Below are 15251 nucleotides of genomic sequence, written 5' to 3' on the forward strand. Positions count from 1 at the left end.
GCTTTTTTACAGGTGCAGGTGATCAAACAGAATTACGGGCCGTATACGTTCAGTCTCGATTGAATGCTTTTTAACACTTCGGCGGGCATTTCCCTAATCCTGATATCTTCTCCCAAGAAAAGCAGCCAGTTCGTAATCCCGCTTACTTCATCAGGATTATCAGCATGGATAAAAGTCCCGCAGATTGCTGTTGTCTGATAGGGATTGGTATAGGAGAGCGATGCTTTTACAGGATGGTATTTTCTGAATTGGGCAATTGCATCCGGACCCAGTTCAAGGACAACGTTGACTGCTTCTTTCTGCTTATTTAGTTTTTCTACTATCTTTTTTCGGCTTAGCCTGATTTTTACCGGATAGGGCATAACATCAGTAAGCTGGTCAACAGGATAAATCCGTAACTTCTCTTCCTGCAGATCAAAGCCTTCAATGAACCAGACACTTTTTTCACGGTAGAGGTGCATTAGATAAACGGGATAAGTTTCTCCATTAATAGAAATAAATAAGTAACAGTCCGTAAGCAGAAGCTGAATCAGCTTTTCTAACATGGGGTGGGGGAGGTCAGCCAGATCGAGTAAATCCGGATTATTTGGATTGGTTCCTTCAAACAGCAGAATCTGATTCAGGAGAAACAAGTCATCCTGCTGGTTCTCGGAGATAAGCCCGAGTAATTTTTCGGATAAAGACTGGCGGCTCTTAAGGTAAGGAAGCTGCTGATTCCGGGTGGCCATGAAGGCTATAAACAGGGCTTTAACTTCACTATCAGTAAAGCGGACAACCGGAAGGACAGAGTTACGCATGACAAAATAGCCCCCGTCCCGTCCGACCTCAGCCACAAGCGGCATCCCGAGCGCCTCAATTTCCCGGATATCTCTGATTGCAGTGGACCGGGAGATCTGAAACTCCCGCATAATTTCTGAAATAGTAAAGTGGGCACGGTTGTTAATATAACGCATGATGATATTGATCCGTTCAACTTTTTTCATCGGGCTCCTAAACAGTATCATTTTTTGACATGATTTAAGGTTATCATAACCATATCAAGTGAAGAAAACAAATCAATTCACAAATCCACAGAAGAGGAGTTTTTACAATGGCACAATTTACTCTGGAACAAAAAGAAGGCTTTACCGTTATTGGTCTGGGAACTGAGCTGAAGAGCCATTACACAGACTATGCTGGCATCAATAAGGAAAAGGCGGATTTTTGGCAGGAGGTCAGCCAGGATGGAAGACTTGATTATTTAAAAGGAATTGCCGCAAATGACTACATTTTTGCCGTCAACGAAGCGGTGAACAACAAAATGATGCATTATGCCGGTGTTCTTACGGATCATGCCGCCCCGGATGAAGCCAGGGTGATTCAATTCCCCGAAGGGGATTATGTGGTTGTTAAAGGGGAAGCGGAGACGGCAGATGAACTCAATAATACACTTGCCGGTATTGCCTTTGGCCAAGCCTTGCCCGAGGCGGCAGATTACGCTTACGTCGGCGGACCCAACACAACTGTAGAGATGGGGCGGAGAAACGGCCTGATTTATGGTGAAATGTGGATTCCCGTAGTGAAAAAATAAGCGAAAAGCGTGAAACCATGTGGAACTGCCAGCGTTTTAGTTAGAGAAAGGCAAACACAAGATGGGTTATGGAATGGAGATGAACATGGGAGAAATACGGAGCAATTCAGGAACACCGGGCAAAAGAGGCGGCGGGTCAATGATGGCGATGGTTTATGATACCTATGGAACACCAGAGGTCCTCCGGATTGAACAGGTAGAAATCCCTGAACCCAAGGACCATGAAGTGTTGATCGAGGTGCATGCCGCTTCCGTTAACTCATGGGACTGGGATCTCCTGCGTGGTAAACCTTTTGTAAACAGGATTGGCGCGTTCCGTTCACCCCGTTACCGGATTCTCGGTGCGGACATTGCGGGCAAGGTAGTTAAGGTCGGGGCAGCTGCCACAAAATTCAAGCCTGGAGAAGAGGTGTTCGGTGATCTGTCCGGCTGCGGCTGGGGAGGTTTTGCCGAATATGTCTGCGCGGCCGAGGCTGCTCTGACCCTCAAACCTGCAACACTCAGCTTTGTTGAGGCGGCGGCGATCCCCCAGGCGGCTGTTCTGGCCTTACAGGGTCTGCGTGACAAGGGGCATTTGCAGCAGGGGCAGCAGGTACTGATTAATGGCGCCGGGGGAGGAGTCGGGACATTCGCTATCCAATATGCCAAGCTGCACGGGGCTGAAGTGACTGGAGTCGATAACGCCGGAAAACTGGAGATGCTGCAGGCTGTCGGGGCAGATGATGTGCTTGATTATACACAAGAGGATTTCACCAAAAACGGGAAGAAATACGATCTGATCCTTGACGTTGTCGGGAACCGCTCCATATTCGCCTTGAAGCGTGCGCTCAAGTATAACGGCACCTATGTGATGATCGGCGGACCGACCCCGCACATCCTCCTGAATCTGCTATGTTCACCGTTTATCTCTCTGTTTGAAAAGAAAAAAATAACCATTCTGATCCATAAGCCGAACCATAATGACCAATTGCTCTGGAAGGAGTATGCTGAGGCTGGTAAGATAATTCCGGTAATAGGCCGGGAGTACCCATTAATGGAAGCTGCGCAGGCGGTTCGTGATATTGGAGAAGGTTCGGTGAAGGGCAAAACCGTCGTCCGCATGAAGCCCTAACCTTATAGAAGGAAAATAAAAGAACCTGACCAAAAGGCCAGGTTCTTTCTTATTGCATATGTACAGGAGCGGTGATATAATCAGCCTACCTCTATTTACAATCACATAATTAGTCATAGAAATCTTATCTTATACTCTAAACTTACCACGCTGGAATGCTCTTGTCAAATGTTTTTTTCTCAAATCAAATGTTAGGGGAGATATGGAATGCCTTCTTTGGTTCTCGGCTTTGCGGAAATGGATGATACACAGCTTAGTCTCGTTGGCGGAAAAGCATTGAATCTGGCCCGATTATCCAGAGTTGAAGGGATACAGGTGCCCGATGGCTTCTGCGTGACTACAGACTGCTTCCGGCAGGTTGTTGCACATAACCGGACTTACCAGGGCCTGCTCGAGCAGTTGAAGATACTGTCAGCCGAAGACCGGAAACAGATCGCTGAGATCAGCAAAAAAGTACGCAAGCACATTCTGGCCGTGAAGATTCCTGTGGATGTTAGCGCGGCAGTCACTCAATATCTCTCCATGCTGGGGGAGGAGCATACCTATGCCGTCCGCTCCAGTGCAACCGCTGAAGATCTGCCCTATGCCTCTTTTGCGGGACAGCAGGACACTTATCTGAATATTAGCGGGACGAATTCTATTCTGGAGCACATCAGCAAATGCTGGGCCTCGCTCTTTACAGACCGTGCGGTAATCTACCGGATTCAAAATGGCTTTGACCATACTCAGGTGCTTCTGTCCGTTATCATCCAGCGGATGGTTACGCCTCAGGCTTCCGGAATCATGTTCACGGCAGATCCTGTTACTGGCACCAGGAAGGTGGTATCCATCGATGCCGGCTTTGGCCTGGGCGAAGCGCTGGTTTCCGGTCTGGTAACTCCCGACAGCTACAAAGTCCGGGACGGGGTAATCATCAATAAACAAATAGCTGCTAAACAGCTGGCTATGTATGGCCGCCCGGAAGGCGGGACGTTTACGTGCGGGATTGGCCCGGAACAGCAGACCATCCAGACGCTCAGCGATGCCCAGATTATAGCTTTGTCCTCTCTCGGAAGGCAGATTGAAGCCCGGTTCGGCTACCCTCAGGACATTGAATGGTGTCTGGCTGACAGCGTTTTTTATATTGTCCAGAGCCGTCCCATCACCACCTTATTTCCGGCCCCTGAAGCGGGAGACCAGGTGAACCGTGTCTATTTATCCGTCGGCCATCAGCAGATGATGACGGATGCCATGAAGCCGCTCGGCTTATCCTTTTACCTGCTGACGACACCTGCACCAATGCGTACCGCAGGAGGAAGACTGTTTGTCGATGTGACGCCCCTTCTGGCATCACCTGACTCCGGAGCAGCAGTCATCAGCACCCTCGGAAAATCTGATCCGCTGATTAAAAACGCCCTTATGTCCCTTGTAGAGCGCGGTGATTTCATCCAGCCTTCACTAGAGAGCCCGAAAGTTCCCTATTCTCTTAAAAACCATGAAAATGCCGATCCCGGAGTGTTCAACGCACGGATCGAATTCGACCCGGCAATTGTACCTGCATTAATCAAGCGTAATCAGGCATCCGTTGAAGAGCTAAAGCAGCGTATCCGGACGCAATCCGGACCAGCTCTGTTTGATTTTATTATCGAGGATATGCAGGAATTGAAGAAGCTGCTTTTTGATCCGCAGAGCTCGGCTGTCATTATGACTGCTATGGATGCTTCCTCCTGGATCAATGACCGGATGAACGAATGGTTAGGTGATAAAAATGCTGCCGATGTGCTTTCTCAATCGGTAGCGGACAACATTACTTCTGAAATGGGTCTGGCGCTGCTTGATGTTGCAGATGTTATCCGGCCTTATCCTGAAGTTATCCGGTATTTGCAGCATGTCACACAGGATGACTTTCTGGATGAGCTAACGAAAATGGAAGGGGGACAGGAAGCCAGTGATGCTATCCGTTCCTATCTGGAGCAGTACGGAATGCGCTGCAGCGGAGAAATTGATCTGACCCGAACCCGCTGGAGCGAAAATCCGCAAATCCTTGTCCCGATGATTCTGAATAATATCAAGCATTTCAGCCGGGGCGCCAGCAGTCAGAAATTCGGGCAGGGCCGGGAGGAAGCCATAAATATGGAGCAGGAGCTCCTGGGCCGCCTGGAGCAGCTTCCTGATGGCATGCAGAAAGCAGCAGAAACGAAACGGGTCATCGGCCTGCTCCGCGGCTTCATCGGTTACCGGGAGTATCCGAAATACGGCATGATCAGCCGCTACTATATTTATAAGCAGGCCCTGCTTCGGGAAGCCGGACTGCTCGTTGAAGCAGGGATTATTGAGCATCCCGAAGACATCTATTACCTTACCTTTGAAGAGCTCCGCGAAGCTGCCTGCACACGCCGGCTGGATTACGGGATCATTGAGAAACGAAGGGAAGACTACAGATTGTATGAAAAGCTTACTCCGCCGCGGGTCATTACCTCTGACGGCGAACGGATTAACGGTAACTACAAGCGCGAGGATCTTCCGGCCGATGCCCTTGCCGGCCTCCCGGTTTCCTCCGGAGTCATTGAAGGCCGGGCACGTGTCATCTTCAATATGGAGCAGGCGGATCTCGAAGAGGGGGATATTCTGGTCACCCTGTTCACAGACCCCAGCTGGACACCCTTATTTGTATCCATTAAGGGCCTTGTTACCGAAGTCGGCGGATTGATGACCCATGGAGCTGTTATTGCCCGTGAATACGGCTTGCCCGCCGTTGTCGGTGTAGATCAGGCTACCAAGCAGATTAAAGACGGGCAGATGATCCGTGTGCATGGAACAGAGGGATATATTGAGTTATTGTAGTATTTTCTTTTTGTGAATCTCCTCTGTGCCGCACTCAAGTGCGGTCTCATAATAGTGGCATTTATGCTCAATGACTTCCATGGTTTTCTTCAATTCCTCCATCTGTGCTTCTACGGATGCCTTGCGTTCCAGGAACATATCATATCTTAGCTGCAAGGTAGCATCACCTTCCGAGCACCACTCTATGAAATGTTTAATTTCCTTGATCGGCATTCCGGATGCCTTCAGGCATTCAATAACCTTCAGCGCCTCAAGATCGGAATCTTTAAAAATCCGTTTGCCGCCGGCAGTGCGCTCTAAATGGGGCATAAGACCTTCTTTATCATAATACCGCAGGGTATGCGGGGTCAGATTGAAATGCTTTGCTGCTTCGTTAATGGTATAGGTCTTCATGTTCTGTCTCCTATGTTCAAATTACTTCTTGACTTAGAGTTAACTTTAAGTAATAACATAGGTTTTGTAAAGGCCGGACATGCCGGTAGCTTTTTACAAACGATTAGAGGCAAGGTTCACAACCTAACATTTCAGGAGGTTCACACTTATGATTCAAGTTAATGCACGCGCCACATTTAATCCGGAGGGCCCGTTCAAGCTGACTACCATCGAGCGCCGGGAGCTTCAGCCGCATGATGTGCTAATTGAAATCAAATATGCCGGTATCTGCCACTCTGACATTCACACTGCCCGCGGGGAGTGGGGACCGGTCAAATATCCGCTCGTTCCAGGGCATGAAATTGCCGGGATTGTCAGCCAGGTTGGAGCAGAAGTGACCAAATATGCAGTTGGCGACCGTGTAGGGGTAGGCTGTATGGTTGACTCCTGCGGTGAATGCAGCAGCTGCCATAAAGGGGAAGAGCAATATTGCCTTCACGGAAATACAGGCACTTATGGAGCTACTGACCGTTATGGTCACTATACCCAAGGCGGATATTCCACGCATATCGTCGTCACAGAAAACTTTGTAGTCCGCATTCCGGACAACATTCCGCTGGATGCTGCAGCACCGCTGCTGTGTGCCGGAATCACCACCTACTCCCCGCTGCACCACTGGGAAGCCGGGCCTGGCAAAAAAGTAGCTGTAGTAGGACTGGGCGGACTTGGACATATGGCAGTGAAGATCGCCCACGCTATGGGTGCTGAGGTTACCGTACTGTCACAATCCCTGAAGAAAAAAGAGGACGGCCTGCAGCTGGGAGCGGATCACTATTACGCTACAAGCGATCAGGAAACCTTCAAGCAGCTCGCCGGATCGTTCGACCTGATCATCAATACCGTAAGTGCACAGATTAACATTGATGCTTATCTTTCGCTTTTGGCGCTGGACGGTACACTCGTTAATGTCGGTGCGCCTGCAGATCCGCTGGCTGTTAACGTATTCTCGCTGATCGGCCAACGCCGCTCGTTCGCCGGATCTATGATCGGGGGCATCCGTGAAACGCAGGAAATGCTCGATTTCTGTGCAGAACACAACATTGCATCCGAGATTGAGGTTATTTCCGCCAGCCAGATTGATGAAGCGTGGGAGCGTGTGCTTGCTTCTGATGTCCGCTACCGGTTCGTAATTGACATCAGCACAATGAACCAGGAATAAATAGTCAGCTAATCTTACAACACCTTCAAGTGAAGAGGCCTTGCCGCAGAGCAAGCACCTTCTCTCTTGAAGGTGTTTTTTATTATTGACCGATTCGGTTTACAGGAATATACTGGTGGCATAAACCGATTCGGTTGACGCGAAAGGATAGAGGTGACGGTTTGGAAAAGTTCACGGGCCTGCCGGAGGAGAAGCAGAGCAAGATTATTGATGGAGCATTGGCATCCTTCAGCCTGAACGGTTACAAGAAAACATCAGTCAGTGACATTGCTGTCTCGGCCGGCATTTCCAAAGCAATGGTATTTCATTATTTTGGCACCAAGAAGGATTTGTATCTGTATCTGCTCGGTTACTGCACCAGTCTGATCATGAACCAAATCCAGGAGAAATTCGACCGCAGTATCACTGACTTTTTTGACCGGATCACCATGACTGCCGGCATCAAAATATCAGCGATGGAGAGGCATCCGGCCAGCCTGTCTTTTTTGAGCAGCATTTATTTTGAACAGGACTCTGAGGTGAAGCAGGATATCAAAGCTGTTCTGGCCACAGGAGAAAGCTTCAGAAGCAGTTTGGCGTTCGATGGAATAGACGTTCATAAGTTCAAGGAGGGCGTTGATCCTAAGCTGGTCATGAAGCTGCTGCTGAGATATACCGAAGGGCATATCAATGAGCTGCCGAATCATGCGGGGGTTGACCTTGAAGCAATTAATAACGAGTTTCATGCGTGTATCCGTCTGCTCAGAAATAATCTGTATAAAGAGGAATATCTCTGATTAGCTACCTTTGGGAGGATGCCACTATGAGTGTCATTGAAATGAATAATCTGACTAAACATTACGGCAAGTCACGCGGCATTAAGAACATTAACCTTAGTGTGGAGGAGGGGGAGATTTTCGGATTTATCGGACCTAACGGTGCCGGGAAATCAACTGCGATCCGCACGCTGCTTGGACTGATCTATCCGACAAGCGGAAGTGCCTCCATTTTCGGCCGGAACTGCACGGAGCATCCCGAAATCCGCAAGGAGCTTGGCTATTTGCCGTCAGAGGTATTTTATTATGACAATATGAAGGTGATCGACCTGCTCAAATATTCAGCCAGCTTCTACAAAAAGGACTGCACAAAGCGGATCCTGGAGCTGGCGGAGATCATGGACCTCGACCTGAAGAAGAAAATCGATGATCTGTCCTTCGGCAACAAAAAGAAGGTCGGAATTGTGCAGGGACTGCTCCATGAACCTAAGCTGATCATCCTGGATGAGCCTACTAGCGGGCTTGACCCGCTTATGCAGCAGAAGTTCTTTGATCTGTTGAGGGAAGAGAACCGTAAAGGCGCCACCGTCTTCTTCTCCTCGCACATCCTCAGCGAGGTCCAGAAGATGTGCAGCCGGGTAGCTTTCATCAAAGAAGGGGAAATCATCAAGCTGGAAAAAATGAGCACACTGCACGAGAACAATTACAAACGGATCAGCATCGAGGGGGTTTCAAACATCAGCAAGGAGGCTTTCGATATCAGCGGTGTGAGCAGGCTGGAGGTTGATGGAACTGCGGCATCCTTTATTTTCAAAGGAAACATTAACACAATCCTGCAGAGGCTATCAGAAACAGAGCTGCGTAACCTCTCCATTGAAGAACCTGATCTGGAGGAAATCTTCATGCATTATTATGTGAAGGAGGATTAGCGGCATGAATATGTATCTGCATGAGCTAAAAGCCCTCCGCAAGTCAGGCGGAAGCTGGGCCTGTGCCATGATTGCACTTGCCGCGCTGTTTCTGTCCCTTTATCCCAGCATGGTGAGCGATTCGGCCGATTTCACAAGCCTGCTGGAGGGCTATCCCGCCTCTGTAAGAGCCATGCTTGGCATTAATCTGGAATATATAACATCTATTCTGGGCTTCTATTCAATGGTGTTCGCTTATATTGCATTATGCGGAGGTATTCAGGCCATGCATCTTGGAGCTTCTATCCTTTCTAAGGAAGCAAGGGAGCGTACGGCAGATTTCCTCCTCGTCAAGCCTGTCTCTCGGGCAAGGATTGTCAGCGCCAAGCTGCTCGCAGCCTTAACGGCGATCCTGCTCACCGATATTGTTTTCTTCTTAGTAACAGCGATTATAGCTGGTGCCGTGGCCGCTGCAAATTACAGTCTTCCTCAGTTCCTCATGCTCAATCTGCCCTTGCTGTTTATTCAGCTTATTTTTGTGGCGGTGGGCCTGGCTGCTTCCGTGTTTTTTAGCAGGCTAAAAAATGTGCTGCCTCTTACGCTAGGTGTCGTTTTCGGGCTATATATGGCCGGTGCACTGCTTGCTGCTGGCTCAGAAGGGGATATAGCACGTTATTTCTTTCCGTTTCAGTATTTTGACAGTATCTATATTATTGAACATCACGCATTTGAACTACAGTACCTGATTGCCGGCGCGCTTATTGTTGCAGCTGCGGTATCCGTAAGCTACCGGGTGTATATCAAAAAAGATGTCCATGCAGTGTAGTTGGGCGAATTATGGATTCGATGCCAAGGAGGCCAGTATATGAATATGTTCTGGAGAGAGCTTACGGCGGGCCGTAAAGCATTAATCATCTGGAGTATATGTATGCTTCTGCTCGTTGTCAGCGGTATGGGCAAATACACCGCCTACTCCTCTGGAGGAGCAGGCAGCGACATCTTTAACCAGATGCCGTCTTCTGTAAAAGCACTGCTGGGAATCGGCACACTGGATGTTACGGTTATGAGCGGATTTTTTGCCATGCTGTTTCTGTATTTAGAGCTTACTGCTGCTATACACGCCGTTCTGCTGGGCAGCGGCATCCTCTCCAAAGAGGAGAAGGAGAAGACCGCCGAGTTTCTGATTGCCAAGCCAGTCTCACGGTCCGCTATAATAACAGCTAAACTGCTTGCTGCCCTCGTCCAAATTATAGTCCTTAATCTCGTTACGCTAGTTTCTTCAATTATTATGGTCTCCGCGTATAACGAGGGAAAGAGTATCTCAGGTGAAATCGCACTGTTCCTGCTTAGCATGTTTGTCGTGCAGCTGCTCTTTCTCATGCTTGGCGCTTTGCTCGCGGCCGGATTGAGCAATCCGAAAAGCTCGGGGGCAGCCGCTGCAGGTATATTGGTCGGCTCCTTTGTCATATCCAAAATAACAGATCTGGCGGATCAGCTGTCTGTGCTGAATGTACTGTCACCCTTCAAATATTTCAGCTATAACCGGATTGTGGAAGGGGACGGGCTAAACGCAGTGATTCTGCTCCTGTCTGTCCTGCTGGCCGCAGGATTGGCGGCATCGGCATATTTCTTGTACGGAAAGCGCGAGCTTAAGCTTTAAGGTTGACGATGTCTTTTTGCATAAATATTATATTCGAACCGAAGGCGCAGTCCGGGCTTGTCAGCCTGAACTGCACCTTTTTTTATTATAAATCAGGTTATTGATGTTAGTATTATTGACACATAAATTTAGTTCTACTAGGATAAATATAAGTTAATTTCGCCTATGTTCCAGCAAGATACAGTAAGTTTTCACCGGATTCACACAGCTTATATAAAGGGGGAGCCAGCTGATGCAGCCTCGCGTTCAGAACAGTCTCAGGGAAAAGGTTGTATTTTCCCGGCAATATCCTGTCATCCTGGGCGATACCGTCGGAGTCACCTCAACTTATCAAAGACTGCACGCCCATGATGCGCTTGAGATCAATATGATTAAATCAGGGACCGGATATTACATAATTAACGGGGAGCGGTATGATTTCCGTGAGGGGGACATTCTGCTGATTAACTCCAATGATCTTCACTGTGCTTATGAAACCGAAAATCTGATTATGCAGGTCATTACGTTCGATGCTGCCTGGTTCATGGGCACGGTGCGCTGTGATCCGGATGTGCTGGCCCCCTTCAAGGATATGGGCTTGCATTTCAGCAATCTGCTGGACCGGGAGAACGGGCAGATCGGCGCTCTCCGCGCGCTGCTGCTGCAGATGCAGGAGGAGCATGAGGCAGAAAGCAGGTCTTACACCTCGGTTGTGTATGCCCTTCTGCTGCAATTTTTTGTCTATGTGAACCGCTATTTCCGGATGGACTCCTTGCAGCCCGGCAAATCCACAGTAACTACCACGCAGCTCGAAAAAATATGGCAGGTCACCCGCATCATGGAAGAGCAGCCCGCTTACCCCTGGACGCTTGAAGAGCTCGCGGCTCTGGTCTATTTGAGCCCTTCGCGCTTCAGTGATATCTTCCGCCGCACAGCCGGCATGTCCCCGCTGCTGTATTTAATCCAGTTGCGCCTGGAGAACGCTTATACCCTGTTACAGACCACGGACCGTAAAATCCTCGATATCGCCATGGAGTGCGGTTTCCGCACCCTGTCCAATTTCAACCGGCTGTTCAAACGGCATATTGGAACAGAGCCGCGGAACGTCCGCACACAGAAAACCCTACCCGACAGTAAGATAGTATCAGTATTTGAGCGATTAGGCGGAGTGCCTGAAACAGATTAGGGTTATGATCAAGTCAGTAAATATAACAACATTAGTTATTAGGATTAACAAGAAGTATATGGAAAAGGAGGTTAAAATGCAGAAGATCGCCTATCACATTGAGACAAAAGAGGAGACCCGGAAGCCAAATGCCTTCAAACGCTTTGCCCGGCAGTGGGATCTTCAGCTGATGGTGCTGCCGGCCCTATTCTTTATTCTTGTATTCAGTTACATTCCGATGTACGGTGTGCTGATGGCATTTCAGGATTACAACCTGTTCAAGGGGTTTACAGGCAGTCCCTGGGTAGGGCTCAAGCATTTTGAGATGTTTTTTGCCGCACCTGAATTCTGGACGGTCATGCGCAATACGATTGTTATCAGTCTGCTTAAGCTGCTAGTCGGCTTTCCGGCACCGGTTCTGCTGGCACTGATGCTGAATGAGGTTCGCAGCAGAGTATTCAAAAGAACCGTGCAGACCATCAGCTATCTGCCGCATTTTCTGTCCTGGGTCATTGTCTCCGGCTTCGTAATGTCCATGCTCTCCACAGAGAACGGAAGCGTGAATATGCTGCTTCAGCAGCTGAACCTGATCAAGGACCCGGTTAACTTCCTGTCGCTGCCGGAATATTTCTGGACCATCCTCGTCACTACCGGGGTATGGAAGGAAATCGGTTTTTCCTCCATCGTCTACCTCGCAGCGATTGCCGGAATTGATCCGCATATGCACGAGGCGGCTTCGATAGACGGTGCAGGCAAGCTGAGACAGATGTTTGCCATTACACTGCCGTCGATTTTGCCGGTCATAATTGTCTTTCTGATTCTTGCAATCGGCAATCTGCTCAGCGCAGGCTTTGAGGACATCCTGCTCCTTGGCTCCAATCCCGTGCTGCGCGATGTCGGCGATGTCCTTGACACCTATGTATACCGGATCGGTATCCAGAACAACCGTTACTCTTACGCCACGGCAGCCGGCCTGTTCAAATCGCTGATCGGCGTGTTCCTCCTGGTCGGGGCGAACTATGCCGCACGCAAATCCGGAAACAGCCTATGGTGAAGCATGAAAGGGGGCAGATATAGATGAAGCTGTCGGCCGGGGACCGGGTACTCGTAACGGTAATTTACATTTTACTAGCAATACTAGCCTTTCTGTCCTTTTATCCTTTCTGGAACGCTGCTGTCATTTCCTTTAACAACGGTACCGATACAATGCGCGGCGGGGTAACCTTCTGGCCGAGGCAGTTTTCCCTGGAAAATTACTCGGTAGTATTTCAGGACAGCCGCCTGATTAACGGCTTCGTGATCTCCGTATTGCGGACCGTAATCGGCACCTTCACCTCGATTGCCGCCACAGCGATTTTTGCATACGGAATGAGCAAATCAGAGCTGATGGGGCGCAAGTTTTATATGGTTTTCTGTATCATCACCATGTATTTCAGCGGCGGACTGATTCCGAGCTTTCTGCTGATCCGCGAGCTGGGCATGTTCAACTCCTTCTGGGTTATGGTCATCCCGGGTCTGATCAGTGTGTGGAACATGATTATTTTCCGGACCTTCTTCAAAGGAATACCTGCAGGGCTGGAGGAATCCGCGAGAATCGACGGCTGCTCCAACTGGGGAGTGCTGATTCGTATTGTGCTTCCGCTGTCAGGGCCGGTACTGGCTACTTTGTCGCTGTTTACCGCTGTCTATCACTGGAATGACTGGTTCACACCCAGCATTTACCTCAGCAATGTGGATTTAATGCCGATTCAGACCAAGCTGCAGCAGATCCTCAACTCTAACATCATGTCCGAGCAGATGGCCCAGCTGGACGCGGCTGCACAGGGACGTATGAACAAAATGCGCGCCGTCACAACCAAATCCCTCTCCATGGCTACCATGATGGTCGCTACGATTCCGATTTTATGCGTGTATCCATTCCTGCAAAAGTACTTCGTTAAAGGCGTTATGGTCGGTTCACTAAAAGAATAAAGGAACTCAAGGGGGAATTAACCAATGATCTCAGGCAAAACAAAGGTGTCCGCTCTGGCGGCTGTTCTTAGTCTTATGATTGGTTTAACGGGCTGTACAGGGGGAAACAACGCTCCTGCCAATTCTTCAAATTCAGAAAACAACGGTAATGCAGCAGAAAACAGTAATCCGGATGCTGCCGGAGGCGGGGGATATGTGCTTGGTGAGCAGCCGCTGGAATTCTCCTTCTACGGCCATTATGACTGGTATACAATGCCTAACTGGGGCGAGGATCTCTCCTCCAAATGGATTAAGGATAATAAAAAGGTGAATGTCTTGCCCGTCAGCTCTGGGGGCAATGCCAAGCAAAAGCTCAGCACGATGATCGTCTCCGGCGAGCTTCCCGATGTAATCTGGATGGAACGCGGTGCGGATGTCGAGCAGCTGCGGGCTGCCGGAGCACTGGTACCGTTTGATGATTATCTCGATAAATATCCGAACCTGAAGGAATGGGCAGGCGAAGAGACGCTGGATATGCTGCGCTCCTCCGACGGCAAGCTCTATCAGTTCCCGAACTGGTATACGACACAGCCGAACGGCAACTCCGGATATCTGGTTAACAAAAAAATCTATAATGAGCTGGGCACGCCGCCGCTGGAGACTACCGACGACTTGTATGCTTACCTGAAGCTGGTGAAGGAAAAGTATCCGGATGTGGTTCCGTTTGAGGTAGGACAAGGCGCAGAAGGTATTGATGTCCTATCGTCTGCCTTTGCCGAGAACCGCCCGTATGTATATAGCGCTCTCAGTATGATGGCGATTCCGAACGGTAATGAAATGACCTCGGTCTTTAAAGATGATGCCTTCCGTTCCTCGCTGGTGTATGCGAATCAGCTCTACCGGGATAAGCTGATCAGCCAGGACGCCTTCACCCAGAATCTTGAGCAGGTGGAGCAGAAGATTATTACAGGCAACATTGCGGTATACGCCGCTTCCAGTCCGACTGAATACGGCGCAATCGGCAACTCGCTGCTGAAGGAGCAGGACCCGGAAGCCGGCTACATCATGGTCTGGCCTATTCATAAGTCGGGTCTGGATAAGAACAAGATCTTCCCGGGCGCCTATAATCAGCTTGGCTGGAATGTGAGTGTCATTACCACCGCGGCCAAGGATCCGGAAGCTGTCTTTGCTTTCCTCGACTGGTTTACCGGACCTGAAGGACAGCGGATTATTATGTGGGGACCTGAAGGCAAGTACTGGAACGGAACAGATGAAGAAGGGGCTCCGCTGTTCACTGAGGCTTTCACAACGGATACAAAAGGCCGCGATGAGCTGATGAATGCTACTGTCAATCTGCAATGGAACGGCAACACAGTGTACGTGGACAATTCCAAGATGAAATTTGAATCTACACTGCCGGAAGACCAGAAGAGCTGGGAGACCAAATGGCAGTCCGAGATTACGTGGAAAACGCAATATGATACTACGGAATTCGTAAATCTGGCTCCGGCAGGCGATTCCCAGGAAGGGATCATCTCGCAAAGCGTTGGCGAAATTTACGAAAAAGCCAGAGCGCAGGCTGTGCTCAACGCCAAAAGCGAAGCTGAGGTACTGGCTATCCTCGATAAGGCTGAAGCAGATGCACAGCAGGTCGGATACAGTGAGCTGCTGAAATTCAAGACAGGAACATGGCAGGAGAACCTGAGCAAGCTGGGCAAATGAAACTGACATACAGGAGC

14 protein-coding genes are annotated in these 15251 nt (G+C 49.4%); 12 read left to right on the forward strand and 2 right to left on the reverse strand.

Features of this window, described 5'->3' with window-relative positions:
- Nucleotides 1–32: 32 nt before the first annotated feature.
- Nucleotides 33–983: a helix-turn-helix transcriptional regulator gene (locus AC4G46_RS16555; RefSeq protein ID WP_491123692.1), complete on the reverse strand. Its 951-nt coding sequence runs from the start codon at nucleotides 981–983 to the stop codon at nucleotides 33–35.
- 107 nt (nucleotides 984–1090) lie between these two features.
- Between AC4G46_RS16555 and AC4G46_RS16560 the strand changes: the two genes are divergently transcribed.
- The 3 genes from AC4G46_RS16560 (at nucleotide 1091) to ppsA (ending at nucleotide 5504) form a co-directional block, all read left to right on the forward strand.
- Nucleotides 1091–1570, forward strand: coding sequence for a GyrI-like domain-containing protein (locus AC4G46_RS16560; RefSeq protein ID WP_491123693.1), 480 nt, complete (start codon nucleotides 1091–1093; stop codon nucleotides 1568–1570).
- A gap of 85 nt (nucleotides 1571–1655) precedes the next feature.
- On the forward strand, nucleotides 1656–2681 hold the full coding sequence (locus AC4G46_RS16565) for an NAD(P)-dependent alcohol dehydrogenase (RefSeq protein ID WP_491123694.1): 1026 nt from the start codon (nucleotides 1656–1658) through the stop codon (nucleotides 2679–2681).
- Nucleotides 2682–2888: 207 nt separating this feature from the next.
- Entirely contained in the window at nucleotides 2889–5504 is a 2616-nt protein-coding gene (ppsA, locus tag AC4G46_RS16570) for a phosphoenolpyruvate synthase (protein ID WP_491123695.1), read from the forward strand.
- Here the strand turns inward: ppsA and AC4G46_RS16575 are convergent.
- Complete coding sequence (locus tag AC4G46_RS16575; protein WP_491123696.1) at nucleotides 5496–5897, reverse strand: MerR family transcriptional regulator; 402 nt, start codon at nucleotides 5895–5897, stop codon at nucleotides 5496–5498. The genes ppsA and AC4G46_RS16575 overlap by 9 nt on opposite strands.
- 148 nt (nucleotides 5898–6045) lie before the next feature.
- Between AC4G46_RS16575 and AC4G46_RS16580 the strand changes: the two genes are divergently transcribed.
- The 9 genes from AC4G46_RS16580 (at nucleotide 6046) to AC4G46_RS16620 (ending at nucleotide 15234) form a co-directional block, all read left to right on the forward strand.
- A complete protein-coding gene (locus tag AC4G46_RS16580) occupies nucleotides 6046–7095 on the forward strand; it encodes an NAD(P)-dependent alcohol dehydrogenase (RefSeq protein WP_491123697.1) in 1050 nt (349 codons plus the stop codon).
- 161 nt (nucleotides 7096–7256) lie between these two features.
- The gene (locus AC4G46_RS16585; protein ID WP_491123698.1) at nucleotides 7257–7871 is read left to right on the forward strand and encodes a TetR/AcrR family transcriptional regulator; all 615 of its coding nucleotides are present in this window, start codon (nucleotides 7257–7259) and stop codon (nucleotides 7869–7871) included.
- Between the two features lie 26 nt (nucleotides 7872–7897).
- Nucleotides 7898–8779: an ABC transporter ATP-binding protein gene (locus AC4G46_RS16590; RefSeq protein WP_491123699.1), complete on the forward strand. Its 882-nt coding sequence runs from the start codon at nucleotides 7898–7900 to the stop codon at nucleotides 8777–8779.
- 4 nt (nucleotides 8780–8783) lie between these two features.
- Entirely contained in the window at nucleotides 8784–9584 is an 801-nt protein-coding gene (locus AC4G46_RS16595; protein ID WP_491123700.1) for an ABC transporter permease subunit, read from the forward strand.
- 39 nt (nucleotides 9585–9623) lie between these two features.
- Nucleotides 9624–10418: an ABC transporter permease subunit gene (locus AC4G46_RS16600; RefSeq protein WP_491123701.1), complete on the forward strand. Its 795-nt coding sequence runs from the start codon at nucleotides 9624–9626 to the stop codon at nucleotides 10416–10418.
- A gap of 232 nt (nucleotides 10419–10650) precedes the next feature.
- Nucleotides 10651–11583 carry an AraC family transcriptional regulator gene (locus AC4G46_RS16605; protein WP_491123702.1) on the forward strand — a complete coding sequence of 311 codons (933 nt, stop codon included), beginning with the start codon at nucleotides 10651–10653 and terminating at the stop codon, nucleotides 11581–11583.
- 169 nt (nucleotides 11584–11752) lie between these two features.
- Nucleotides 11753–12616, forward strand: a complete 864-nt coding sequence (locus AC4G46_RS16610) for an ABC transporter permease (protein WP_491128902.1) — start codon at nucleotides 11753–11755, stop codon at nucleotides 12614–12616.
- Between the two features lie 23 nt (nucleotides 12617–12639).
- Nucleotides 12640–13533 (forward strand): carbohydrate ABC transporter permease, encoded by an 894-nt coding sequence (locus tag AC4G46_RS16615; protein ID WP_491123703.1) that lies wholly within the window; start codon nucleotides 12640–12642, stop codon nucleotides 13531–13533.
- A gap of 24 nt (nucleotides 13534–13557) precedes the next feature.
- On the forward strand, nucleotides 13558–15234 hold the full coding sequence (locus AC4G46_RS16620) for an extracellular solute-binding protein (protein ID WP_491123704.1): 1677 nt from the start codon (nucleotides 13558–13560) through the stop codon (nucleotides 15232–15234).
- Nucleotides 15235–15251 lie beyond the last annotated feature (17 nt).

Source organism: Paenibacillus sp. fava2, from assembly GCF_058313675.1.